22 protein-coding genes and 1 pseudogene are annotated in these 23,053 nt (G+C 60.4%); 16 read left to right on the top strand and 7 right to left on the bottom strand.

Going from position 1 to position 23,053, the window contains the following annotated elements:
• Nucleotides 1–15: 15 nt before the first annotated feature.
• The 6 genes from RLEG4DRAFT_RS14045 to lpdA all read left to right on the top strand — a co-directional run bounded on the left by RLEG4DRAFT_RS14045 (nt 16) and on the right by lpdA (nt 7,305).
• Complete coding sequence (locus RLEG4DRAFT_RS14045) at nt 16–1,221, top strand: acetyl-CoA C-acyltransferase (protein WP_003577480.1); 1,206 nt, start codon at nt 16–18, stop codon at nt 1,219–1,221.
• A complete protein-coding gene (locus tag RLEG4DRAFT_RS14040; protein ID WP_003577478.1) occupies nt 1,218–2,345 on the top strand; it encodes an acyl-CoA dehydrogenase family protein in 1,128 nt (375 codons plus the stop codon). Before RLEG4DRAFT_RS14045 ends, RLEG4DRAFT_RS14040 begins: the two co-directional genes overlap by 4 nt.
• Before the next feature lie 63 nt (nt 2,346–2,408).
• Nucleotides 2,409–3,641, top strand: coding sequence for a 3-methyl-2-oxobutanoate dehydrogenase (2-methylpropanoyl-transferring) subunit alpha (locus RLEG4DRAFT_RS14035; RefSeq protein WP_003577477.1), 1,233 nt, complete (start codon nt 2,409–2,411; stop codon nt 3,639–3,641).
• Nucleotide 3,642: 1 nt separating this feature from the next.
• The gene (locus RLEG4DRAFT_RS14030; protein ID WP_003577475.1) at nt 3,643–4,656 is read left to right on the top strand and encodes an alpha-ketoacid dehydrogenase subunit beta; all 1,014 of its coding nucleotides are present in this window, start codon (nt 3,643–3,645) and stop codon (nt 4,654–4,656) included.
• A 3-nt stretch (nt 4,657–4,659) separates the two neighbouring features.
• Nucleotides 4,660–5,904, top strand: coding sequence for a dihydrolipoamide acetyltransferase family protein (locus tag RLEG4DRAFT_RS14025; RefSeq protein ID WP_003577473.1), 1,245 nt, complete (start codon nt 4,660–4,662; stop codon nt 5,902–5,904).
• Nucleotides 5,905–5,907: 3 nt separating this feature from the next.
• Nucleotides 5,908–7,305 carry a dihydrolipoyl dehydrogenase gene (gene lpdA, locus RLEG4DRAFT_RS14020; RefSeq protein WP_003577471.1) on the top strand — a complete coding sequence of 466 codons (1,398 nt, stop codon included), beginning with the start codon at nt 5,908–5,910 and terminating at the stop codon, nt 7,303–7,305.
• A 60-nt stretch (nt 7,306–7,365) separates the two neighbouring features.
• Here lpdA and RLEG4DRAFT_RS40135 read toward each other — a convergent pair.
• Together RLEG4DRAFT_RS40135 and RLEG4DRAFT_RS14010 are read right to left on the bottom strand one after the other, a co-directional pair.
• A pseudogene (locus RLEG4DRAFT_RS40135) lies at nt 7,366–7,512 on the bottom strand (cupin domain-containing protein); the annotation flags it as partial.
• A 208-nt stretch (nt 7,513–7,720) separates the two neighbouring features.
• On the bottom strand, nt 7,721–8,338 hold the full coding sequence (locus RLEG4DRAFT_RS14010; RefSeq protein ID WP_003577469.1) for a CGNR zinc finger domain-containing protein: 618 nt from the start codon (nt 8,336–8,338) through the stop codon (nt 7,721–7,723).
• 82 nt (nt 8,339–8,420) lie between these two features.
• On the opposite strand from RLEG4DRAFT_RS14010, the gene RLEG4DRAFT_RS14005 reads away from it, so the two are divergent.
• The 3 genes from RLEG4DRAFT_RS14005 (at nt 8,421) to RLEG4DRAFT_RS13995 (ending at nt 12,911) form a co-directional block, all read left to right on the top strand.
• Complete coding sequence (locus tag RLEG4DRAFT_RS14005) at nt 8,421–9,365, top strand: DMT family transporter (protein ID WP_003577467.1); 945 nt, start codon at nt 8,421–8,423, stop codon at nt 9,363–9,365.
• Nucleotides 9,366–9,658: 293 nt separating this feature from the next.
• Nucleotides 9,659–11,146: a phospholipase D-like domain-containing protein gene (locus RLEG4DRAFT_RS14000; RefSeq protein ID WP_003577465.1), complete on the top strand. Its 1,488-nt coding sequence runs from the start codon at nt 9,659–9,661 to the stop codon at nt 11,144–11,146.
• Nucleotides 11,147–11,891: 745 nt separating this feature from the next.
• Nucleotides 11,892–12,911: an extracellular catalytic domain type 1 short-chain-length polyhydroxyalkanoate depolymerase gene (locus tag RLEG4DRAFT_RS13995; protein ID WP_003577463.1), complete on the top strand. Its 1,020-nt coding sequence runs from the start codon at nt 11,892–11,894 to the stop codon at nt 12,909–12,911.
• 10 nt (nt 12,912–12,921) lie between these two features.
• Here the strand turns inward: RLEG4DRAFT_RS13995 and RLEG4DRAFT_RS13990 are convergent, their stop codons facing one another.
• Together RLEG4DRAFT_RS13990 and RLEG4DRAFT_RS13985 are read right to left on the bottom strand one after the other, a co-directional pair.
• Nucleotides 12,922–13,728 carry a hypothetical protein gene (locus RLEG4DRAFT_RS13990; RefSeq protein WP_003577461.1) on the bottom strand — a complete coding sequence of 269 codons (807 nt, stop codon included), beginning with the start codon at nt 13,726–13,728 and terminating at the stop codon, nt 12,922–12,924.
• Nucleotides 13,729–13,850: 122 nt separating this feature from the next.
• Nucleotides 13,851–14,288, bottom strand: a complete 438-nt coding sequence (locus RLEG4DRAFT_RS13985; RefSeq protein WP_003577459.1) for an RbsD/FucU family protein — start codon at nt 14,286–14,288, stop codon at nt 13,851–13,853.
• Between the two features lie 193 nt (nt 14,289–14,481).
• On the opposite strand from RLEG4DRAFT_RS13985, the gene RLEG4DRAFT_RS13980 reads away from it, so the two are divergent.
• From RLEG4DRAFT_RS13980 to RLEG4DRAFT_RS13955, 6 genes are all read left to right on the top strand, one after another.
• Nucleotides 14,482–15,480, top strand: coding sequence for a LacI family DNA-binding transcriptional regulator (locus tag RLEG4DRAFT_RS13980; protein ID WP_003577457.1), 999 nt, complete (start codon nt 14,482–14,484; stop codon nt 15,478–15,480).
• A complete protein-coding gene (locus tag RLEG4DRAFT_RS13975; protein WP_003577455.1) occupies nt 15,477–16,994 on the top strand; it encodes a sugar ABC transporter ATP-binding protein in 1,518 nt (505 codons plus the stop codon). The genes RLEG4DRAFT_RS13980 and RLEG4DRAFT_RS13975 overlap by 4 nt, the downstream gene beginning before the upstream one ends.
• The gene (locus RLEG4DRAFT_RS13970; protein ID WP_051040900.1) at nt 16,994–18,037 is read left to right on the top strand and encodes an ABC transporter permease subunit; all 1,044 of its coding nucleotides are present in this window, start codon (nt 16,994–16,996) and stop codon (nt 18,035–18,037) included. The genes RLEG4DRAFT_RS13975 and RLEG4DRAFT_RS13970 overlap by 1 nt, the downstream gene beginning before the upstream one ends.
• 53 nt (nt 18,038–18,090) lie before the next feature.
• Nucleotides 18,091–19,080, top strand: a complete 990-nt coding sequence (locus tag RLEG4DRAFT_RS13965; RefSeq protein WP_003577451.1) for a substrate-binding domain-containing protein — start codon at nt 18,091–18,093, stop codon at nt 19,078–19,080.
• A gap of 370 nt (nt 19,081–19,450) precedes the next feature.
• Nucleotides 19,451–19,699, top strand: coding sequence for a hypothetical protein (locus tag RLEG4DRAFT_RS13960; RefSeq protein WP_003577449.1), 249 nt, complete (start codon nt 19,451–19,453; stop codon nt 19,697–19,699).
• A gap of 4 nt (nt 19,700–19,703) precedes the next feature.
• Entirely contained in the window at nt 19,704–20,561 is an 858-nt protein-coding gene (locus RLEG4DRAFT_RS13955) for an alpha/beta fold hydrolase (RefSeq protein WP_003577447.1), read from the top strand.
• 116 nt (nt 20,562–20,677) lie between these two features.
• Here RLEG4DRAFT_RS13955 and RLEG4DRAFT_RS13950 read toward each other — a convergent pair whose 3' ends face one another.
• The 3 genes from RLEG4DRAFT_RS13950 to RLEG4DRAFT_RS13940 all read right to left on the bottom strand — a co-directional run bounded on the left by RLEG4DRAFT_RS13950 (nt 20,678) and on the right by RLEG4DRAFT_RS13940 (nt 21,815).
• Complete coding sequence (locus tag RLEG4DRAFT_RS13950; protein ID WP_003577445.1) at nt 20,678–20,959, bottom strand: hypothetical protein; 282 nt, start codon at nt 20,957–20,959, stop codon at nt 20,678–20,680.
• 9 nt (nt 20,960–20,968) lie between these two features.
• Complete coding sequence (locus tag RLEG4DRAFT_RS13945; protein WP_003577444.1) at nt 20,969–21,268, bottom strand: DUF982 domain-containing protein; 300 nt, start codon at nt 21,266–21,268, stop codon at nt 20,969–20,971.
• 73 nt (nt 21,269–21,341) lie between these two features.
• On the bottom strand, nt 21,342–21,815 hold the full coding sequence (locus tag RLEG4DRAFT_RS13940; RefSeq protein WP_003577443.1) for an Hsp20 family protein: 474 nt from the start codon (nt 21,813–21,815) through the stop codon (nt 21,342–21,344).
• Nucleotides 21,816–22,585: 770 nt separating this feature from the next.
• Here RLEG4DRAFT_RS13940 and RLEG4DRAFT_RS47045 point away from each other — a divergent pair.
• Nucleotides 22,586–23,053, top strand: a 468-nt coding sequence (locus tag RLEG4DRAFT_RS47045) for an ArdC-like ssDNA-binding domain-containing protein (protein WP_003577442.1), incomplete at its 3' end; no start/stop codon positions are given.

Genomic DNA, 23,053 nt, shown 5'->3' with positions numbered 1-23,053 from the left:
CCCGAAGGAGGAAAGATGGCACAGCAAGATCCCATCGTTATCGTCGGTGCGGCACGCACCCCGATCGGCAGTTTTCAGGGAGAGCTGAAGGAGGCGGCCGCACCGGATCTCGGGGCAGCGGCGATCCGCGCGGCACTTGAGCGCAGCCGCGTCAAAGCCGAGGCGATCGAGGAGGTCGTCTTCGGCTGCGTGCTGCCGGCAGGCCTGGGGCAGGCGCCGGCGCGCCAAGCGGCGATCCACGCCGGCCTGCCTTTTTCGACCGGGGCCAGCACCGTCAACAAGATGTGCGGCTCCGGCATGAAGGCGGTGATGATGGCGCATGATCTGATCACTGCCGGCAGCGCCTCGGTGGCGGTTGCAGGCGGCATGGAAAGCATGACGAATGCGCCCTATCTCCTTGATAAGGCGCGTGGCGGCTACAGGCTCGGCCATGGGCGTGTCGTGGATCACATGTTCCTCGACGGGCTGGAGGATGCTTATGACAAGGGGCGTTTGATGGGCAGCTTCGCGGAGGATTGCGCCGAGGCCTATCAGTTCACGCGCGAGGCGCAGGACAGCTACGCCATCGCCTCCCTGACGCGGGCGCAGAAGGCGATTGCCGATGGCTGTTTCGAAAGCGAGATCGTGCCGGTCAGGGTGAAATCGGGCAAGACCGAGCAGGTGGCGAGCCGTGACGAACAGCCCGGCAAGGGCAAGCTCGACAAGATCCCGACGCTGAAGCCGGCCTTTCGCGACGGCGGCACGGTGACGGCTGCCAACTCCAGCTCGATTTCCGATGGTGCGGCAGCCCTTGTGCTGATGCGCCGCTCCGAGGCGGAGCATCGCGGCCTGACGCCGCTCGCCACGATCCTCGGCCATGCCACGCATTCACAGGCGCCCAATCTTTTCGCCACCGCGCCGATCGGCGCGTTGCAGAAGCTGTCCGACCGTACCGGCCTGGCGCTCTCGGACGTCGATCTCTTCGAAATCAACGAAGCTTTCGCGGTCGTTGCCATGGCGGCGATGCGCGATCTCGACCTGCCGCATGAAAAGGTCAATGTACATGGCGGCGCTTGCGCGCTTGGCCATCCGATCGGCGCTTCGGGAGCCCGCATCCTGGTGACGCTGCTTGCGGCGTTGCAGCGCTACGACCTGAAGCGCGGCATGGCCGCGCTCTGCATCGGCGGCGGCGAGGCGACGGCTGTCGCCATCGAGCGGGCTGAGGGGAGGGCAGGCAGATGATCCTTTCCGAACTTCAGCAGCAAATCTCAGATCTCGCCCGCGACTTTGCCCGTGACCGGCTGGCGCCGGGGGCAGCCAGGCGCGACCGGGAGCATCTTTTTCCGCGTGAAGAGCTGCAGGAGATGGGCGAGCTCGGGCTGCTCGGCATGCTGGTGCCGGAAGCCTATGGCGGGTCGGATACCGGTGTGCTCGCCTATGCCGCCGCACTTGAGGAGATTGCCGCCGGCGACGGCCCCTGTTCGACGATCATGAGCGTGCATAGTTCCGTCGGCTGCGTGCCGATCCTGAAATTCGGTATCGAGGAACAGCGGCAACGCTTCCTGCCGAAACTTGCAAGCGGCGAGTGGATCGGCGGCTTTGCGCTCACCGAGCCGCAGGCCGGTTCCGACGCCTCGAACCTGAAGACCCGGGCGCGGCGTGACGGCGACCATTACGTGATCGACGGCGCCAAGCAGTTCATCACGTCGGGAAAGAACGGCAATGTCATCATCGTTTTTGCCGTTACCGATCCAGACGCCGGCAAGAAGGGTATTACCGCCTTCATCGTGCCGACGGACACACCAGGCTACGAGGTGATCCGCGTCGAGGAAAAGCTCGGCCTGCATTCCACCGACACCTGCCAGATCGCCTTCAACGACATGCGCATTCCCGTCGAGCTGAGGCTCGGTGCGGAAGGCGAGGGTTATCGCATCGCGCTCGCCAATCTCGAGGGCGGGCGGATCGGCATTGCCGCGCAGGCCGTCGGCATGGCGCGAGCGGCCTTCGAGGCGGCCCGCGATTACGCCAGGGAGCGCACGGCCTTCGGCAAACCGATTTTCGAACATCAGGCCGTCGCCTTCCGCCTTGCCGATATGGCGGTGCGAATCGAGGCGGCGCGGCAGCTTGTCTTTCACGCAGCTTCCCTCAGGGAGGCCGAACTGCCATGCCTGTCGGAAGCCTCGATGGCAAAGCTCTTTGCCTCCGAGATGGCCGAGCGCGTCTGCTCCGACGCGATCCAGATCCATGGCGGTTATGGCTACATGGCCGACTATCCGGTCGAGCGCATCTATCGCGATGTGCGCATCTGCCAGATCTACGAGGGAACGAGCGATGTGCAGCGCATGGTGATCGCCCGGAATCTATAAAAACCATATCCGGTCCCGCTCCTGGGGAGAGGGGCACGGCCGACAAGGGAGGAAAGAAAAGATATGGTGGATTCCGCTCGTTTGAGCCTGCACGTCCCCGAACCCGCCGTCCGTCCGGGCGGCCAGCCCGATTTTTCCAACGTCAAGATCGCCAAGGCCGGTTCGGTGCCGCGGCCGGAGGTGGATGTCGCCTCCGAGGACATCCGCGATCTCGCCTATTCGATCATCCGCGTGCTGAACCGTGACGGCGAAGCGGTCGGTCCTTGGGCAGGGTCGCTTTCCGACGAGGAACTGCTGACCGGGCTTCGCAACATGATGAAGCTGCGCGCCTTCGACGCCCGCATGCTGATGGCGCAGCGGCAGGGCAAGACTTCCTTCTACATGCAGCATCTCGGCGAGGAGGCCGTCAGCTGCGCCTTCCGCAAGGCGCTCATCAAGGGAGACATGAATTTTCCGACCTATCGCCAGGCGGGCCTGTTGATTGCCGACGACTATCCGATGGTCGAGATGATGAACCAGATCTACTCGAACGAGAGCGATCCCTTACGCGGCCGGCAGCTGCCGATCATGTATTCCTCCAAGGAGCACGGCTTCTTCACCATCTCCGGCAATCTTGCGACCCAATATGTACAGGCCGTCGGCTGGGCGATGGCCTCGGCGATCAAGAACGACAGCCGCATTGCCGCCGCCTGGATCGGCGACGGATCGACGGCGGAATCGGATTTCCATTCGGCGTTGGTTTTCGCCTCGACCTACAAGGCGCCCGTGATCCTCAACATCGTCAACAATCAATGGGCGATCTCCACCTTCCAGGGCATCGCCCGCGGCGGTTCCGGCACCTTCGCTGCCCGTGGCCTCGGTTTCGGCATTCCGGCGCTGCGTGTCGACGGAAACGACTATCTCGCCGTCCATGCCGTCGCCCGCTGGGCGGCCGAGCGGGCGCGGCGCAATCTCGGTCCGACGCTGATCGAATATGTAACCTACCGAGTCGGCGCGCATTCGACCTCGGACGATCCGAGCGCCTATCGGCCGAAAACGGAATCGGAAGCCTGGCCGCTCGGCGATCCGGTGCTGAGGCTGAAAAAACATTTGATCGTCAAGGGCGTATGGTCGGAGGAGCGGCATGTGCAGGCGGAAGCCGAAATTGCCGACGAGGTGATCGAGGCGCAGCGCCAGGCGGAGGCGCATGGCACGCTGCATGCCGGCGGCAGGCCGTCGGTGCGCGACATTTTCGAGGGCGTCTATGCCGAGATGCCGCCGCATATCCGCCGCCAGCGGCAGAAGGCGGGGTACTGACATGGCCAGAATGACGATGATCGAGGCGGTGCGTAGCGCCATGGACGTCTCAATGGCGCGCGACGACAATGTCGTGGTTTTCGGCGAGGATGTCGGCTATTTCGGCGGTGTCTTCCGCTCGACACAGGGCCTGCAGGCAAAATACGGCAGGACGCGCTGCTTCGATACGCCGATCAGCGAATCCGGCATTGTCGGCACGGCGATCGGCATGGCCGCCTACGGGCTGAAGCCCTGTGTCGAAATCCAGTTCGCCGATTACATGTATCCGGCCTATGACCAGCTGACGCAGGAGGCGGCGCGCATCCGCTACCGTTCCAACGGCGATTTCACCTGCCCGATCGTCGTGCGTATGCCCACAGGCGGCGGCATCTTCGGCGGCCAGACGCACAGCCAGAGCCCGGAAGCGCTGTTTACTCATGTCTGCGGATTGAAGGTGATCGTGCCTTCCAACCCCTATGACGCCAAAGGCCTGCTGATCGCGGCGATAGAGGACCCGGACCCAGTCATGTTCCTCGAGCCGAAGCGGCTCTATAACGGCCCCTTCGACGGTCATCACGAGCGGCCGGTGACGCCCTGGTCGAAACACGACCTCGGCGAGGTGCCGGATGGCCACTACACGATCCCGATCGGCAAGGCCGAGGTGCGACGGGTGGGATCGGCGGTAACAGTGGTTGCCTATGGCACCATGGTACATGTGGCGCTTGCCGCGGCCGAAGATGCCGGCATCGATGCCGAGGTCATCGATTTGAGAAGCCTGTTGCCGCTCGACCTCGACACGATCGTCAAGTCAGTCACCAAGACGGGGCGCTGCGTAGTCGTGCATGAGGCGACGCTGACGTCGGGCTTCGGTGCGGAGGTCGCAGCGCTGGTGCAGGAACATTGCTTCTATCATCTGGAAGCGCCGGTCGTGCGCGTCGCCGGCTGGGACACGCCCTATCCGCATGCGCAGGAGTGGGATTATTTCCCCGGACCCGGCCGTGTCGGGCGGGCGCTCGCCGAAGTCATGGAGGCCTAAGCCATGGGCGAATTCATCATCAAGATGCCGGATGTCGGGGAAGGGGTCGCCGAGGCCGAGCTGGTCGAATGGCACGTGAAAACAGGAGATCCGGTCCGCGAGGACATGGTGATTGCCGCCGTCATGACCGACAAGGCGACGGTGGAAATTCCATCTCCCGTCAATGGCACCGTCATCTGGCTTGCCGGCGAGGTCGGAGACCGCATCGCAGTCAAGGCGCCGCTGGTGCGGATCGAGACGGCAGGTGATGGCGGCGACACCAAATCCGTGGCGATCTCGCAGACGCCGGTTGCCGAAGCGCCGAAGGTCGAGATTGCAAAGCCCGCTCCGCCAGCGCCGGTTCTTGCGGCGACGCCAGCTGCGGCTGCACCGGCTGAAAAGCCGCTTGCCGCGCCCTCCGTTCGGCTCTTCGCCAGGGAAAGTGGCGTCGATCTCAGGCAAGTGCAGGGAACCGGGCCGGCCGGGCGTATCCTGCGCGAGGATATCGACCAATTCCTGACCCAGGGAACCGCGCCTGCCGCGGCAAAGAACGGTTTTGCCAGGAAGACGGCGACCGAGGAGATCAAGCTGATAGGCTTGCGCCGCCGCATTGCCGAAAAGATGGTGCTGTCCACCTCGCGTATCCCCCACATCACCTATGTGGAGGAAGTGGATATGACCGCGCTCGAGGAATTACGCGCCACCATGAATAACGACCGCAGGCCGGATCACCCGAAGCTGACGGTTCTGCCCTTCCTGATGCGGGCGCTGGTCAAGGCTATTTCCGATCAGCCTGACGTCAACGCCACCTTCGACGACGATGCCGGCATCATAACGCGTTACAGCGCCGTGCATATCGGCATCGCCACGCAGACGCCGGCCGGCCTGACCGTACCGGTGGTGCGGCATGCGGAAGCCCGCGGCATCTGGGATTGCGGCGCCGAGATGAGCCGGCTGGCGGACGCGGCGCGCTCGGGGACTGCGACGCGCGACGAACTTTCCGGCTCTACCATCACCATCAGCTCGCTCGGCGCGCTCGGCGGCATCGTTTCGACACCGGTCATCAATCACCCCGAGGTGGCGATCATCGGCGTCAACAAGATCGCCACGCGACCGGTCTGGGATGGCGCGCAGTTCGTGCCGCGTAAGATGATGAACCTCTCCTCCAGCTTCGATCATCGTATCATCGACGGCTGGGATGCGGCGACCTTCGTGCAGCGAATCCGTACGCTGCTCGAAACGCCTGCGCTCATTTTCATCGAAGGCTGACCCATGAAAGAAATTGTCTGCAAGCTCCTCGTCATCGGCGCCGGCCCGGGAGGTTATGTCTGCGCCATCCGCGCCGGCCAGCTCGGCGTCGATACCGTTATCGTCGAGGCCGGCAAGCCGGGGGGCACCTGCCTGACGGTCGGCTGCATTCCTTCCAAGGCGTTGATCCACGCGGCAGAGGAATTCGACGCAACGCAAAAGATGCTCGTTGGCAAGAACCCGATGGGCATCCGCGTCGAAGGCCTCTCGATCGATCTCGGCAGGACGATATCCTGGAAAGACGGCATTGTCGGCCGGCTGACGAGCGGTGTCTCGGGGCTCTTACAGAAGGCGCGGGTGAAGATCGTCCACGGCCGGGCCCGCTTCCGCGACGGCAAGACGGTGGAGGTGGAGACGGAAACCGGCCAGCAGATCATCCGCGCCGAGACCGTGGTGATTGCCACCGGCTCCGATCCAGTGGAGCTTCAAACCCTGCCCTTCGGCGGCCGCGTCATTTCTTCGACGGAGGCGCTGTCGCTGACGGAGCTGCCGAAAAAGCTCGTCGTGGTCGGCGGCGGCTATATCGGTCTGGAGCTCGGCACGGCCTTTGCCAAGATGGGCTCGGAGGTGACGGTCGTCGAGGCGACGCCACAGGTGCTGCCCCTCTACGATGCCGAGCTGGTGCGGCCCGTCATGCGCAAGCTGACCGAGAGCGGCATCCGGGTGTTGACGGGTGCAAAGGCAATCGGCCTTGCCGATGATGGCGAAGCATTGATCGTCGAAACGTCCGATGGCCACCAGCAGAGCCTGCCGGCGGACCGCATCCTCGTGACTGTCGGCCGCCGCCCAAGAACGGCAGGCACCGGTCTCGAGGAGCTCGATCTCGATCGTGCCGGCCCTTATCTGAGGATCGATGACCGATGCCGCACATCGATGCGCGGCATCTATGCGATCGGCGACGTGACAGGTGAGCCGATGCTCGCTCATCGGGCCATGGCGCAAGGGGAGATGGTGGCGGAGATCATCGCCGGCAAGAAGCGGGCCTGGGACAAGCGCTGCATACCCGCCATCTGCTTTACCGACCCCGAAATCGTAAGCGCCGGTCTCTCGCCAGCGGAGGCGCGGGCGCAAGGCTATGAAATCCGCACCGGCCAGTTTCCGTTCAGCGCCAACGGGCGGGCGATGACGATGCTGTCCGAAGAGGGTTTCGTGCGCGTCGTGGCCCGCGCCGACACCAATCTCGTGCTCGGCCTGCAGGCGGTCGGAGCCGGGGTCTCCGAGCTCTCGGCAGCTTTTGCGCTGGCCATTGAAATGGGTGCACGCCTGGAAGACATCGCCGGCACCATCCACGCCCATCCGACCCGCAGCGAAGCGGTCATGGAGGCGGCGCTGAAAGCCTTGGGAAGCGCGATCCATATTTGAATTGAGGCTTCCGAATAAGATATCCAATTGCGAGCCTATCGACGACTGGTATCGCCGAATTCATTCTCCTTCCTCGCCCAGTATTGTCACAGGCCGATCCCATTGGATGAGAACGACACAACCGGCTTCGCTCCAGACCGAGTGTTCGGTACCAGATGCGTTGACCACATAACTGCCGCGGCCGTAGTCGCCCGTTTCGTCCGCCTTTGTTTGTCGGCAACTCTCGCGAGTAGCTGTTCCAAGCTGTCTTCGTTCCTGACGCCATGCTGATAGAAATAGATAATCTGGGTTGCGAGCTCGTCGCAGGCGTCGCCGCCCGTTATGTGCGCGGTAGCGCAGATATGATCGAGCGAGAATGATGACAAGTCTCTTATCTGGCGCACCAAGCGCAGCATGCCAGCCATATCCAAAAGAGTTAAGGCAACTTCTCTCTTTGATTTTTCCGAAAACGCTTGACGCGCGCCTGTGTGCCGCAGGTGGCCTCGGAACACCAAAGACGCCGGCCGCCCTTCGAAGTATCTAGAAATAACCAGCCACAATTGTCACCTTTGCATCCCCGGATCATGCGGCGTTCATTGCGGCTTGTGATCAACTCGGCCGCCGCCACGGCAAATAGGCCGACGACGTCGGTCAGGTCCGTGAGCGGCTGCAGCCAGCCAAACCCATTCTCTGTCTCCGTTAGGACCTCTCGCGCTCGAGCGCGCTTAGCGATGTCATGAACAATTTCGAACGCCTCATTTGGATATGGCTGGTCCGCCTCTTCCGACAGGAAGATCGCATAGATCGCCTCGCGTAGGCGCACCGCCTCCTTCCACGCGGCCGCGGCTTTCCTGGGATGGGCTTGGGCAAATGCAACAAGCTCGCCCTTTTGCGCTTGATCGATCAGTGCGGACCGTTCTGCCAAGATAATGATGTCACAATACGATCGCAGGAGATCAGGACCCCATCGCCCCCGCCGGCTGTCAACCGTGTTGGCGAAGTCCAGCGCAGCATGTCCGCCGCTCAGCGGCATATCGAATGTTGACGTTGCCATGCTACCTTCGGAACAAGTCGGATGTCGCTTCGTTCGTAACGGTAATAGTGCAGATAAACCGTTACAAGGCAGAATAAATCTTATGTCCTCTGCGCGCAACCTAACGAAGTTTCTCGTTTTATGTCTTGTCTGGGGGCTGACCTGGATCGCTGTAAAGGTCGGCGTCACCACTGTACCCCCGATGGTGCTCGCAGCGACGCGTTTTATGGCCGCCGGCCTTATTTTACTCGGGTTTGCGGCAGCCAAAGGCGCTATCGTCGTTCCGCAGGGGAGGGACATGGTACGCCTGCTGATCGCAAGCTTGTTGATGATCACTCTTTGCTATGGCCCGCTGTTCTGGGGTATGAAGTTTGTCGCATCCGGCACGGCTGCGGTTCTGGAGATGTCCCTGACGCCACTGGCGTTGCTGGCGTTTGGAATTGCAATGGGCGAGGAGAGATGGAGCTGGACGCGTCTCGGTGCCTTGGCGCTCGGCGTCATTGGGCTGGCAGTTCTCTTCACACCGGAGACAACGGCGTCGAATACAAGCTCTCCGACTATGTTCGGCCTTGCCGCTGTGGCCTGGGCGGCGATCTCGTCAGCTTGGGGATCAGTTCTCGCGCGAACGCTGGTGTCGAATTATGGCAGCAAGTTTCTCTCTGGTTCGACGACGTTGATCGGCGGCAGTGTCCTCTTGGCCGCTTCCTTGATGGTTGAGCCAGGCGCAGCAAGCGCCTTGGCAACGACGTGGAACTGGCAGGCAATTGCCGGATGGCTCTTTCTTGTCATCTTCGGCTCGCTGATCGGATACAGCATATATATGCAGCTGCTTCGCGACATCGGCCCCGCGAGAGCCGGGAGTTTCGCCTTTGTGTCACCGGCAATAGCCGTCGCCGTCGGTGCGCTGCTGGCGAGTGAGCCGATCACGCTTCAGAGTGTGTCTGGCATGGTATTGATGCTCGTGGCGGCGGGAGGATGCTTGTTCACAGACCAGATTATCAACCTCTTGTCGCCGCGGAAAGTTAAAGGCCAAATCGCACCTCGCTGAGGATAGCGCGGCTTCGGCATCTGGTATTAGATCTTGCGAAGCGCCGGCGCCGTCTTTTTGGTCGGCGATCAAGGCCGCTGGTTTCACTGCTCGTCTACTATCGCCTCATCGAGTCCGTAACGCGCCGCAAGGCTTCGATCCCGACAAGCGCAAGATTTTCACAGGCGGGAACTGCGATCCCGGGCTCCTCGTTATGCTCGAGTGTAGGGGAATTGCGGGACCTAGCATGGAAGCGTGTTAAGGGTCCCCTCTATCGTCCGTGCTTGACACCCAATTCGCGTAATGGAGAAAGAATGTCGCCGCAGCCGCTGCTAAACCCGCCCGAAAATTGCTGGCGGATCGAGCGTGCCGACGAGTTTGCTTTACTGATTGATGCGGACTGCTATTTTGCCGCAGCGCGTGCGGCAATGAAGGCCGCGAAGCGCTCAATCTTCTTGGTTGGCTGGGATTTCGATGCACGTGTCACTCTTGGACACCCTGATGTCAGCGACGAGGGGCCCCGCGCAGTCGGTGATTTTTTGCTCTGGCTCGCGAGGCGAAATTCAGATCTTGAAATCCGACTACTTCTTTGGAACCCTGCTTTTCTAGCGAACTGGGCCAAGTTCTCTAATGTTCCATACTTACTGCGCTGGAAACTGCACCCGCGTATTACAGTCAGGCTGGACGGCAACCACCCGGTAGGCAGCTCGCACCATCAGAAGATTCTGGTCGTCGACGACAGCCTCGCGTTTTGCGGCGGTATAGACGTCACCTCGGATCGTTGGGACACGCGCGAGCACCTCGACAACGATCCGAGGCGCAAGCGGCCAAACGGAGCTCTGTATGGCCCTTGGCACGACGCGTCCAGCTACTGCATCGGCCCGGCCGCGCGTGCGCTGGGCGACCTTTGCCGGGAACGGTGGAAGCTCGCGGGCGGCGAGGAGCTGGAACCTGCCGAGTGGCATCAGGCATTCCCCCGGGTCGACGGCGCGATAGCCTTTGGGGCCGTCGATCTCGCGATCTCGCGAACCAGTCCTGAATATGACGGTCGCCAGCGTGTAACAGAGGTCGAGAGGCTCTATGTCGATATGATCATGTCGGCGCGGGCCGTCATTTATGCCGAAAGCCAATACTTCGCTTCCCGCATCGTCGCTCAGGCGATGGCGCGCAGGCTCGCGGAACCAGATGGCCCCGAGATTGTCCTGATCAATCCGGTTGAGGCGGATAACTGGCTTGGTTCGCTCGCCATGGACACCGCCCGTGCGAGGTTGCGGGAATCTATGCGGCGGCACGACGCGCGCAATCGGTTTCGCATCTACCATCCCGTAACCGCGCAGGGCGCCCCCGTCTACGTCCACTCCAAGCTCATGATCGTCGATGACCGGGCGATGCGTGTCGGTTCGTCGAACTTTAATAACCGGTCTATGCGGTTCGACAATGAGTGCGACGTAGCGTTCGAGGCGTCCGGATCGGATGCCCTCGCGCAACGGCTGCTGGACCTGAGAAACGACATGCTCGCTGAGCACCTTGGCATGGGAGTGGAAGAGTTCTCGGCAATCGTCGAGCGGAGTGGATCGCTGATCGGCGCTATTGAAGAAGTCAGAACGAGGCCGAGGTCCGGCGCGCAACCCGCCTCGCGTACGTTGATCCCATATGTCACGCCGGAGATTTCAGATCTCGCGGAATGGCTCGCAGATAACGAAATTCTAGACCCAGAAGGTCCGGACGCCGTGTTCGAACCGATCGAAAAACGAGGCCTTTTCCGCGGAAAGCTCAGAGTGCCGTCTCGGAGCCGCGGTTGAAAGAATGATCAAGGCCGATCGCCCCGATCGCAAGCGACTTCCTGCCGGCGCTGGGAGTCTCGCGCGAAGCTCGAGGCGGATGTCTTTCGCACGCACGGACGATCCCATTGTAGCGCCTGGCGTCACCCTCCAGGTCCTGAGGAGCTCGACTTCGTTGTTTGATCTTTCGGCATGATCAGCTTAGATGGCGGGGCTTCTTGCCTTCCTCACGCGGCCGGAGCCGATAGCTGCGAGGTTGCGCCGTTTCTGAAGAAGGTTCTTGCGAGCGAACAGCATCCGCAGTCCTTGCCAAAGCAACGAGCGGCACTGCGTGTAAGACCTTTCTCTTGGGCCGTCTAAGTCCGTGCTCCCACCCGACTTGACCGGCGCGCCCAGTGCCCGCGAACAAAAGATCGGCAGCGATCATCGCATGTTTGCGGACCAGCCGAGTGACCATCCTCACCAATCCCCCAACGGCCGCTCTCTCCAGGCCATGTTCAACTCCTCTTCGCTTTCCAGCTTCAACAACCCCGATTGGTTCCTAGAACGCGGCAGCTCCCTTGCGATATGACCGTGGTTCGACCGCCGTTTGAGAGATCTTCACCTGCCGGGTGGACCGACTTCGGCGAGTCCAGATAGTTGCGAAAAGACCATTCTGCCGACCTCGCTTGTGGAACATGCGTTGTCACTGGACAGGCTTGCACTAGTTTACCTTCGGCAATGACCGCTGTCCCTTGTCAACGGCTGGCTTAGATAAGGAACTGTAATGTCGTTCAGGTTTCCGAAGACGCTGTCGCAGATCGTCAAGGCGCAAAGGAAATACAGACGCATCGTTGAAAAGGCCTTGCGGCAGACCCCGATAAAAACCAGACCACGTAATACACAGCGAGCTGCCCCAAAGGCTGCCCTTAACGAGGTGAAAGGGTTCGGCAGCAATCCAGGTCGACTCGAGATGAAGCTGTTCGCGCCCGAAACAACCGCGGAGAAGCCGCCGCTCGTCGTCGTTCTTCACGGTTGCCGGCAAACGCCGGAAAGTCTCGACGCCGCGAGCGGGTTCTCCACTCTCGCGCGCCAACGCGGGTTCATACTCCTTTACCCCGAACAGACAAAGGCAAACAACACACAGCAGTGCTTCAATTGGTTTCGGCCAAGTGCGGTCGCGCGTGATCGAGGCGAACTGATGTCGATCCGGCAGATGATCGGGCATGCCTCCACCCGCTATAAGGTCGATCAGTCTCGTGTTTACATCGCCGGGCTGTCGGCGGGCGGAGCGATGGTGTCCGCGCTCGTGGCCACTTATCCTGATCTCTTCGCCGGCGCCGCGATCGTTGCTGGAATGCCGTTCGGCGCCGCTCGAGACGCGATGTCGGGACTGCGTGCGATGAGGTCCGGCAAGAGCCTCACTGCCGATGACTGGGCAGAGTTGGTCCGCAACGTCTCCCCGGGGCAAAAGGTATGGCCCCCAATCTCGATCTGGCATGGCGATGAGGACCGGGTGGTGACCTTCAAGAATGCGGAAGCGTTGGTCTCCCAATGGCTGGCGGTTTCTCAAGCAAACGTCGGGCACAGCAGTGCCGCCGTGAAAGCTTGGGGCACGCTCGCAAAATGGAAACCACGGGACTCGGGTCAGATCTCCCTCTACGCATTGAAGGCCTTCGGTCACGGTCTGCCGGTGCGCAGGCCATCCGTGAAAACGTCCAAGGCGCGGTCCGATCCCTACGTGCTCGACGCAACAGTTTCGGCACCACTGGAACTGATGCGATTGTGGGGCCTCAAGATGCGGTGATCCGTGAATGTTAGCCTTCAATGGCGGTCAAATATCTTTCCATGGACCGTTCCACCGCACGATTTCCATCGCTTCCGATCGTTCTTCCCGGGAAGGCGCCATAAATTGTTTCAAAACGATATGGCTTGACCGCCTCAGCAATTCCTTTCACGGCGCGTCCGTTCAGTGGAATGAGGTTCGGATAGCTGCGCATGAAGCTGACCCATTTGCGATCCATGGTGACTTGCATCGTGTCTCCGACAAAGAGAGCGCCTCGTCTGTTCTCCAGCCAAGGGCAATGAAGCACAGAGCTGCCTGCGAAATGGCCGCCACACCGGATCATGGTCGCCTTGCCCACCTGGAGCGCCTCACCTGCCCACGGTCGTAAGGGCCGGCCGGATCTTTGCGTCCATTCAAGATCATCGGCGTGGATATGGATTGGCACGTCGCCGCAGGCCGCGCTCCATTCAATCATCGACGAATAGAAATGAGGGTGGGAAATTGCGATCGCGCTCAGACCACCCAAGGCGGCAATTCGATCTTTGCTGGCCTCGTCAATGAGGCTGAGGCAATCCCAGAGAATATTGCCATCTGGTCTCTCGATGAAAAAGGCGCGCTGACCAATTCCGAAGTCGGGCGCAATCTGCAAGCTGTGAATGCCTTCCGCTTCCTCGTTCCAGATGACGCTGTGCGTCTGGCTGAGCGCCGCAAAGTCCGTCCACTCTTGCCCGCCTTGCGGCACGAATTGGCGCTCATCTTCACAGATGAGGCAGGCCAGCGGCGGTTCGAGGCTCTCGCTGAACTGCGTGCCGCATGTCGTGCAGATAAAACACCTCATCCCCAAGTCCTCGTCAGCCTGTCTTGCGGTCTATAGGCATCGATTATGTCATGCCGCCCACTCGAGCGTCTATTTGGATACTGCTCCTTCGCGCTCAAGGACGCCTCACGGTCTGACGGCCCTCAGACGCCCTTCCTCAGGATGAAGTTTCCATAGGGACGCGATTCAGCAGTCTGGATTATTGCAAACGATCGCATCGCGATGGGATAATAAGCAAACCTCTCCACAGGTTGGCTCACGATCGAACGCGCTTCTGCCTCAGTGCAAACGGCGATAACCTCTCTATGCACTTCCAGCAACTCACCTGGCGCGTCAACGGCCTCCATGTGCATGAGCGGCGTGTCGCCGAATGTGTCTAGAGGCATCAATTTAAGGATCCCGCGAACTGCAGTCGGCGCGTCGATCCCCTCCAGGATGAGAAGCTTTCCGCTCGTGGTTTGCGTCGCCACCCTAAAGCCCGAGAAGTTTCGATCTACGATAGCCAGTTCGTCGCCATGACCCATGGAGGCCATAACCCACAACAAGTCGGCCGTGACGAACGGTGGGACGCCTTTCAGCATATCATTTCCCTCCCAAGAGATGATCACGGGGCGGACAGTAGCGGCAAAAAAACGATTGCGCAAACGTTTCGATGGCGCTAGCGTGACTATATTCGCGGATCCTCGGAGAGCCTTTTTAAGGTTGGAATTCCGCCTGGGAGGAAAATTTGAGACGCTTTCCTGTTGCGCTGACGGCGAACGCCGGAGCGCGCTCATGACCACGATTTCGGAAGTTGCAAAGGCGGCGGGGGTCTCGGTCTCCACGGTTTCCCATGTGCTCAATAAGACGCGCTACGTGTCGCCCGAGAAGGCGAAGCTCGTCATGGAGGCGGTGGACGAGATCGGATACATCCCGAACGCGGTTGCGCGTTCTCTCAAATTATCGTCGACGGGCACCGTCGGCCTAGTGATTTCCGCCATTTCCAACCCTTACTTCAGCGACATCATCTGCGCGATTGAAGCCGAATGTTCCAAGCGAGGCTTGATCGTATTTCTGTGTGATACCCAGGACGATCCAGATCGTGAACTGGAGCTCGTCCGGCATCTGCATCAGCGTCGTGTCGACGGGATTATCCTTGCCGCTTCTGGCGCCCCTAAAAAGTCGCTGGACTATCTAGTCGAATGCGATGTTCCCTGTGTGCTCGTTGACAGGCTCTCCGATGATCGTTTCGATCAGGTCGGAACCGACAACGCGGCGGCAATTCGCATGCTGGTCGACCATCTCGTCACGCTCCATCACCGACGGGTCGGGATCATCCTCGGCCAGCCTGGATTTGCGACGACCGTCGAGCGCACCAAGGCTTTCCGCGCAGCTATGACGGAGAAGGGAATTAAGGTCCCTCATGCGTTCATCAGCGACGGCAACCGCAGCACTGCTGACGCCACTGCTTCGACGCACCGCTTGCTGGAGCTGAGGGAGCCACCGACAGCCATCCTTGCCTCAAACAATCTTGCGATGATCGGCGCGATGAGAGCCATTCGGGAACGGGGCCTGCGCGTTCCCGCGGACATTTCGGTGCTCGGAATCGATGACTTCGAATGGGCAGATTACTTCGAGCCGCGCCTGACGCTGATGGCTCAGCCTTGCGATGAGATTGGAAGGAGGGCGGCGGACTTGCTGATTGCGCGGATCGGCAACAAGCACCGCCCCCGCGAGACCGTTCGGCTGTCGCCGGTTTTGCGGGTGCGTGAATCGTGTGGAGAAGCGGCATGAACGAGGTTGTTCTTTCGGCGAAGGGGGTCACCAAGCATTTCGGCGGTGTTCAAGCGCTGCGCGGGGTGGACTTCGATCTTAGAGTTGGTGAAATCCATGCTCTGCTTGGAGAGAATGGTGCGGGCAAATCAACGTTGATGAACCTGATGTCCGGCGTGCACACGCCGGATCAGGGAGAGATCTTCATCGATGGCAAACCCGCCCGATTTCACAGCCCCCGGGATGCACAAGCTGCAGGAATTGCAACGATTTTCCAGGAATTGGATCTCGTTTCGAGTTTGAGCGTCGCGGCCAATCTCTTTCTTGGCCGTGAGCTTGTCCATCCACACGGCATGCTCGACGGCAAGGCGATGCTGCGCGAAGCACGCACAAGACTGGAGGCAATCGACCGATCGATCGATCCCGCCCAGCTTGTCGGCGAACTTTCGATCGGCCAGCGCCAAGTCGTCGCCATCGTCAAGGCGCTGTCCTACGCATCCCGCGCTCTGATCATGGATGAGCCGACAGCGGCATTGACCGTCGGCGAAGTCGATCGATTGTTCGATATTATGCGCGGGCTCGCATCGTCAGGCGTCGGTATCGTCTATATTTCGCATCGCCTAGAGGAAGTGCCGCAGATTGCCCATCGAGTGACAGTCATGCGCGACGGCAAGGTCGCCGGCGTTACCGAACCGAACGCGCCACAAGCCCAGTTGGTGCAGCTTCTCGTCGGCCGTCCATTGAACGAGCTTTACCCGCCTCGGTCGGATCGGGTCGGCGACGTGCTGCTGAGGATGCGGCAGGCGTCATTCCGCCCGCACCGTGCGTCACCCGGGTGGCAGGCGCCATTGAAGATCGACTTGGATGTTCACCGCGGTGAAATTGTCGGCTTGGCCGGGGTGATGGGTGCAGGGCGAACGGAACTTCTGAGCGCTCTTTACGGGACTGGCGTGCCGGGCAGATGGCAGGGTGAGGTTACAATTGGCGGCAAACCGGCACGGCTTAGATCCATCGCCGCCGCGCGCAGGGCTGGTCTCGCATTCGTGACCGACGATCGGCGCGGCGCCGGACTCATGCTGCGTATGTCCGTCGGCCTAAATCTGGTTATGTCGGTCATTCGCCGGATTTCCCCAAACGGCTTGTTGTCTGCACGTCGACAGGATGACGCGATCAAGAGCTCGTTCGGTAATTTCGACATCCGTCCTAAGAATCCGGAGATCGCGGTGGGTGCTCTGTCTGGCGGCAACCAGCAGAAAGTGGTGCTTGCCAAGGAAGTGCTGGGCAATCCGAGCTTGTTGCTTCTCGACGAGCCGACCCGCGGTGTGGATGTCGGAGCGAAGGGGGAGATTTACGCTCGCCTGCGCAAATTTGCCTCGGATGGATTGGGCATCCTTGTCGCTTCAAGCGAAATGCCTGAGCTGATTGGCCTATGCGATCGAATAGTGGTCCTACGCAACGGCTGCAGCGTTGCCGAATTTTCCGGCGGGGTCAGCGAACACGACGTTCTGGCAGCCGCCAACGGGAGGGAGGGATGATGTCCGAACAGCAAATTACGTCGAGTTCTCCAATTCAACCCGCAAAGCGCATTGATCCGCTTGCGGTCATCGTCCGCTTCCAAAGTCTGATCGGCCTCGTGCTGGTTTTTGCCGGCGGCATCATCTTCTCGCCGCGTCGCCATGGGGTCATCCTGTTCATTCAACCCGATAATATCGCCAACATCGTTCGCGCGGTGTCCGAGACCGGCATCATCGCAATCGGGATGACCTTCGTGATCATAACCGCCGGGATCGATCTCTCGGTTGGGGCGACCCTTGGTCTTGCGAGCGTCGTCACAGCAACATTGATGGTCTCGGGCGGGTTTGGACTGATTACAACGGTGCTGGCAGTGCTGTTGATGGGCACCTGTTTCGGCCTGGTCCAGGGAGCGATCTCAAGCAAGTTTCGGCTTGAGGCATTTATCGTTACTCTTGCCGGTTTGCAGGCAGCGCGCGGGCTGGCGCTCGTTGTCTCGGGCAATCAGTACATCAATATCTCCTATGGCGATGGCCCTGGGCTGGCTCCCCCCATCTTTGCGGTCCTCGGCGGTCGATTGTTCGGCAACGTCGTTCCCGTGGCCACGATCGTCTTCTTGATCTTTGCCTGCATCGCAACGCTGGCGTTGAACACGACGAGGTTCGGCCGTTACGTCTATGCCGTCGGCGGCAACGAGCGCGCCGCTCGCATCTCGGGTGTTCCGGTCTCGGCAATCAAGATTGCCGTTTACGCCATTACCGGCTTTGCATCCGCGCTGGCCGGCATCGTCCATGCCGGGCAATTCAATTTCGGAAGTGCCAATGATGGGACCGGATATGAATTGACGGCGATCGCGGCTGTCGTCATTGGAGGGACCAGCCTGTTTGGCGGGTCGGGCTCTATGGTCGGAACGATCGCCGGTACGATCATGCTTGGCGCCTTAGCCAATATTCTTCAGCTCAACAACATCACGCCAGCCATGCAGTTGCTTGCCACAGCGGCAATCATCGTTCTGGCGGCAGTCCTTCAATCCCTCGTTCGTCGCCGCGAAGGATTGGGCAGGTAGTGTGGCGGCATCTCCCGGAAGGTGGATCCGGGACCAATGTGGAGGAGAAAGTAATGACACAGAATGCACTTCGACTTTCGAATGCCGGACGCATCGCACTCCTTGCCGGCTCGTGCCTTTGCATCGCTGGCGTGGCCCAGGCTGCCGACCCGCTTGTGAAGGCTTGCGCCAAAGACGGCGAATTCGTCATCGGCTTCTCGCAGGCAAACAATGCCGAACCCTACCGCCAGCACGTCAACGATGAACTGGAAGCAGCTGCCAAGGCAGTCCCCCAGTTTACGTTGCAGATTGCCGACGGGGCAGGCAACGTCAACACGCAGACGTCGCAGGTCGACAACTTCATCACTCAAAAGGTCGACCTTCTGTTGATCTCGCCTTTCGAGGCGGCTCCGCTTACACCCGCTGTCAAGCGGGCAATGGACGCGGGAATCCCAGTCATCGAACTCGATCGCAAGACGAACGGTGAAGCGGGCAAGGACTACACAGCTTTCATCGGAGGCGATAACTATAAGATTGCGCTGGCAGCGGGCGAATATACGAGCAAGACGCTTCTTCCAGATGGCGGCGAGGCCGCCGTGCTGGAGGGCTTGCCGAGTTCCACACCGGCAGTCGAGCGGCTCAATGGCTTCAAAGATGGCGTGAAGGCCAATTCGAAAATCCAGATCGTGGCAGAACAGGCGGCCGACTGGCTACCGGATAAAGCGCAAACGGCGTTCGCGGCCATGCTGCAGGCTCATCCGGACATCAAGATGGTCTATGCCAGCAATGACATGATGGCGGCCGGTGCTCTGCTTGCAGCCAAAGGTGCCGGTAAAAGCGTGAAGATCATCGGAACCGATGGCTTGCCTGGGCCTGCGGGGGGAATTGAAGCGGTCGCAAAGGGCGATTGGTCCGCGACCTTTACATATCCTACAGGAGCAAAAGAGGCGATCGACATGGCAAAGTCGATATTGCTCGACTGCGCATCGTCTGTTGAACCAACGGTAACAGTCGATACCACAGCCATCACGCCCGAAAACGCGAAGCAGATGATGGGCAAATAGCGTTCTAGGTCCCACCCGGCTGGACGCATCAGGCTGGCCGGGTGGGGCTAATTCGCCGGCGTCGCCATGGAGGAACACCAGCGACCGGCGCCCTAGTGTCTCAGGCAGTATGTTCAGAGTGCGAGCTCCAAAGCCCTTCATGCCTCCTCGTTACTTGCCTCAGTCTGCGCTGGTTTCGCCCTTAACACTCGGAGCTTCCAGTCCGCGGCGTTTGCAATTCGGCGTCTCCTTATGGAGGCTCTTTCTCTAGGCCATAAAGGAAAAGGTCTAGCCGACGATCTGTGAGAGCCAGCTTCTACCTTGCCTCGACGGCGCCGTGCTCCAGTTGACGAATGATCGAAGTCGACGATCGAAAATTGTGGAGCCATTAATGGCCAAAGACCATTCAAAGGCGGACGCCCGACCAGACGGCCATCGCGACTGCAATTGTCCCGAAGCGAAAGTGAAGGGAAAGACCGGCGACCGGCCGCAGACCTGGTTGGCCGACCATGGCACCGGCGTCGCTCCATCGAAGGACGACTGGGACGAAGAGAGTTCTTCGATCACGTCCGGCGCGAGTCTGTCCCATGCCGATGCTCCTGGCGACTTCAAGCCGGGCCCTCTGGCGTCCGAGAGCTAGCGTCATGTTCGATGGATTCGAACTTACCGAAATTGAGACTAGCTCCGGAAACCTCCGGGTCCGGCATGGCGGCTCGGGGCAGCCGGTCCTACTGCTTCATGGCCATCCGCGAACCCATATGACGTGGGGAGGAGTGGCAGACCTGCTCGCCGACCGGTTCACCGTCGTCTGCCCCGATTTGCCAGGTTTTGGTCGCTCTTATGTTCCCCCTTACGCGGCCGATAGCACGCACTCCTCGAAACGGGCCAAGGCGGCAGTCCTTGTCGAGATGATGACCACATTGGGCCACCGAAGCTTCGATGTCGTCGGGCATGATCGTGGGGCGCTCACAGCCTTCCGGATGGCGATGGACCACCAGGGCGTCGTCCGTCGCCTTGTCACGGTAGACGGCCTGCCGGTGCTCGAGCATCTCGAACGAGCCGACTGGAAATTCGCCAGGGATTGGTATCATTGGTTCTTCTTTGCCGAACCCGAGAAGCCGGAGAGGGCCATTCTGGCCGACCCAGTCGCGTGGTATTCCAACCTTGACCCCGACCTGATGGGCGCCGAGTCCTATAACGACCTTCTCGACATCATTCACAATCCTGGCGCCGTCCACGGCATGGTCGAAGACTACCGCGCCGGAATTCGGATCGACCACGAACACGACCGTGCGGATCGAGCCGCAGGCAAACGCGTCACCTGTCCCATGTTGTGCTTGTGGTCGACAAAGGATGATCTGGAGAAGATCTACGGGGATCCGGTTGCGATCTGGCGTGGCTGGGCCGACGAAGTGACGGGCTTCGGGATTAACAGCGGCCACCACGTCGCAGAAGAAAACCCGACCGCTCTGGCGGAAGCTCTCTCGGATTTCCTGCGATAAGGCCAACCGTATGGACGACCACCCGAAAGAATGTTTTTCAGACTTTCATTCCCGCGCCGGAACCGCAGCAACGTTGGCACGCCAAGTCGATAACAGACCGTGTAGGTGAGACCCAATCAGATATCGTAGCGCCGGTCGAGTTCCTTGAGCGCAGACTGGAGGTCATCGATCGAAACCGGCTCGGGCGTGCCTGGAACATGACGCAGCACCGGTCGGGAGTCCAGTGCGTAAAAGTCCGACGCCCATGCCGCAAGGATTGCCCGCTTGTCATCGACGGAAATGGCAGGCGCGTTCACCACATCGATTGGCCGCCGAAACTGCAGCCCTTCCGGCATCAGGACGGAAGGTCCCATCGCGACAGCATTATTGACGATCTCCTGCACCACGGCGTTCATCATCAGTCCACCTCAGCACGCGTGAGGGTCGCCGTCGCGCCGCAGACGGGATGGTGCGATGGCGTCGATATCAGGTGCCAGCAGATCGTGTTTTTCGGCAAAGGCGGCGAATAGGCCGCGCGCGGTTTCCGCTTCTATTTCACCGCGCAGCGCAGCGCTGCAGGCCTTCAGCGCAACTGAATGGGCGGTGTCTCTCTGTGACACCGGCCATTCGATAAGATGTCGGTAGGCGTCCATCACTGAACGCACTTCTGCCGGAAAACCAAGACCGACAAGAATGGATATAGGTTCTCTGAACATATCGGGTTTCATCGTTCTCTCCTTCCCGACCCGGATGTTGGTGGGCGCCGTCGCAACGGCGCCCTCTTTCAGTGGACAGTGTGGATTAAGCCGCTTTTTGCGCTTCGATCTGTGGCGTCGTTTCGGAACTCAGTGCCGGCGCGCTCTGGATAGAGATCTTCCGCGGCTTCAGGGCCTCCGGAATCTCCCGAACCAGATCGATCGAGAGGAGGCCGTTGCTCAAATCGGCGCCGTCGACCCGAACATGATCGGCAAGCTCGAACCGGTGCTCGAAGGGCCGGGCGGCAATGCCGCGGTGCAGGTAGCCGTCCGTAGGAGCTTCCTGCCTCTTGCCGGTCACTGTCAGCAGGTTGGACTGAAAGGTGATATCGAGCTCGTTCTGGGCGAAACCGGCGACCGCAATCGAGATCCGGTAGCTGTCATCGCCGGTCTTGACGATGTCGTAGGGCGGCCAATCACTGATAGAGCGGGCGCGCTGGGCGTTTTCCAGCAGATTGAAGACCCGGTCGAAACCGACGCTTGAGCGGAACAGTGGTGCATAGTCATAAGATGTTGCCATAGCCATATCCTCCTTGAAGCAACATGGGTACGGAAGCGCCGAAAGTTTTGCGCTCCCAGCAATGCCAGCCCTGTTGTCAGCGGCTGGCGGCAAACGATTTGGTTTCCGGAAATTTCGATTTCAAGGGTACGGGCGCAAAAAAATTAGAACTGCGTTCAGCTGCCGCTGGCCCGCCCAATTCAGCTCAAATACTGCAGCGCGCAGCCCTTGCGGGATGCGTGGCGGAAATTGCCGTGTCCGTCCAACCCCGAATTCGATTTCGGCGATCGATGTGGCTGGGCTAAGCTTCTGTCCTTCGCCCCAGGCCGTAATTGATCAGTCTCGATTGCGAATCCAAGTGAGGCGGAATTCGGGTTCAGCCTTATCGGGAGAACTGCGATGTCCATCGTGATCGGTGCAAATGGCCGTGTCGGCTCGGCCGTAGTGTGGACATGCGGGATACAGGTCATGCAGTCACGGCCGTTCTCTGCCGCGATCGATCGGGTGAGAGGGCCGAGCAGGTAAACGATCCCCGATCGGGGTTCATGTGCGATGCGAGCGACATGATGCCGCTTGGATTTGCCACTCTGCCTCCGTCACGGACTCACGATAGTGGTGCTGCCATCGCGTCCTGCCCCGGCTTTTGGTCCTGCCAGGCTCGCGCCGCCAGCAACGGCTTTGCCGTCCTCCACTTCGTTGCGGCCCTGCGGGTGCAGGCAGCGCTTGTTGCCTGGCTTTCAGACCGCCGTAGCAGGTCGCGATGGCCGCGACCTCCAAACGGAGGTTCAGACATGAGCACGCAGCAATCCAATCAACGATCAGACATTTACAGCCGCATCACCACCAAGATCATCGCCGATCTCGAACAGGGCGTACGGCCATGGACCAGACCGTGGACGACGAAAGATGCGACAGCCGAGGTCAGCCGGCCACTGCGCCACAACGGCCAACCCTACACCGGGATCAATGTTCTGCTCCTCTGGACGGAAGCCATCGCCCGCGGCTTTGCGTCATCGACCTGGATGACCTTTCGCCAGGCAAAAGAACTCGGCGCTGCCGTCCGCAAGGGCGAAACCGGCACCACCGTTGTCTTCGCCAGTTCTTTCATCCGTGCCGAGACGACGGAAACAGGCGCGGAGATCGAACGGGATATTCCATTCCTCAAGACCTACACGGTGTTCAATACCGATCAGATCACCGGTCTCGATCGACCCACTCATTGCATCGCACCTGTGGAGGACCCGATGAGCCGCATCGGC

Source organism: Rhizobium leguminosarum bv. trifolii WSM2297, assembly GCF_000271845.1.
Note: the sequence above shows the minus strand (reverse complement) of the source record. Positions and strands in the feature narration are given on the sequence as shown.

Coding starts and splice junctions, on each gene's coding strand:
- RLEG4DRAFT_RS13985 (WP_003577459.1), bottom strand. CDS start 14,288: ATGCTGAAAGGCGTCCCACCGTTCGTCACGGCCGACTTGTTGTGGGTT.
- RLEG4DRAFT_RS13970 (WP_051040900.1), top strand. CDS start 16,994: ATGTCCGAACAGCAAATTACGTCGAGTTCTCCAATTCAACCCGCAAAG.
- RLEG4DRAFT_RS14040 (WP_003577478.1), top strand. CDS start 1,218: ATGATCCTTTCCGAACTTCAGCAGCAAATCTCAGATCTCGCCCGCGAC.
- RLEG4DRAFT_RS13940 (WP_003577443.1), bottom strand. CDS start 21,815: ATGGCAACATCTTATGACTATGCACCACTGTTCCGCTCAAGCGTCGGT.
- RLEG4DRAFT_RS14000 (WP_003577465.1), top strand. CDS start 9,659: ATGTCGCCGCAGCCGCTGCTAAACCCGCCCGAAAATTGCTGGCGGATC.
- RLEG4DRAFT_RS13965 (WP_003577451.1), top strand. CDS start 18,091: ATGACACAGAATGCACTTCGACTTTCGAATGCCGGACGCATCGCACTC.
- RLEG4DRAFT_RS14005 (WP_003577467.1), top strand. CDS start 8,421: ATGTCCTCTGCGCGCAACCTAACGAAGTTTCTCGTTTTATGTCTTGTC.
- RLEG4DRAFT_RS13990 (WP_003577461.1), bottom strand. CDS start 13,728: ATGAGGTGTTTTATCTGCACGACATGCGGCACGCAGTTCAGCGAGAGC.
- RLEG4DRAFT_RS13955 (WP_003577447.1), top strand. CDS start 19,704: ATGTTCGATGGATTCGAACTTACCGAAATTGAGACTAGCTCCGGAAAC.
- RLEG4DRAFT_RS13995 (WP_003577463.1), top strand. CDS start 11,892: ATGTCGTTCAGGTTTCCGAAGACGCTGTCGCAGATCGTCAAGGCGCAA.
- lpdA (WP_003577471.1), top strand. CDS start 5,908: ATGAAAGAAATTGTCTGCAAGCTCCTCGTCATCGGCGCCGGCCCGGGA.
- RLEG4DRAFT_RS14010 (WP_003577469.1), bottom strand. CDS start 8,338: ATGGCAACGTCAACATTCGATATGCCGCTGAGCGGCGGACATGCTGCG.
- RLEG4DRAFT_RS14035 (WP_003577477.1), top strand. CDS start 2,409: ATGGTGGATTCCGCTCGTTTGAGCCTGCACGTCCCCGAACCCGCCGTC.
- RLEG4DRAFT_RS14025 (WP_003577473.1), top strand. CDS start 4,660: ATGGGCGAATTCATCATCAAGATGCCGGATGTCGGGGAAGGGGTCGCC.
- RLEG4DRAFT_RS14045 (WP_003577480.1), top strand. CDS start 16: ATGGCACAGCAAGATCCCATCGTTATCGTCGGTGCGGCACGCACCCCG.
- RLEG4DRAFT_RS13945 (WP_003577444.1), bottom strand. CDS start 21,268: ATGAAACCCGATATGTTCAGAGAACCTATATCCATTCTTGTCGGTCTT.
- RLEG4DRAFT_RS13950 (WP_003577445.1), bottom strand. CDS start 20,959: ATGATGAACGCCGTGGTGCAGGAGATCGTCAATAATGCTGTCGCGATG.
- RLEG4DRAFT_RS13980 (WP_003577457.1), top strand. CDS start 14,482: ATGACCACGATTTCGGAAGTTGCAAAGGCGGCGGGGGTCTCGGTCTCC.
- RLEG4DRAFT_RS13960 (WP_003577449.1), top strand. CDS start 19,451: ATGGCCAAAGACCATTCAAAGGCGGACGCCCGACCAGACGGCCATCGC.
- RLEG4DRAFT_RS13975 (WP_003577455.1), top strand. CDS start 15,477: ATGAACGAGGTTGTTCTTTCGGCGAAGGGGGTCACCAAGCATTTCGGC.
- RLEG4DRAFT_RS14030 (WP_003577475.1), top strand. CDS start 3,643: ATGGCCAGAATGACGATGATCGAGGCGGTGCGTAGCGCCATGGACGTC.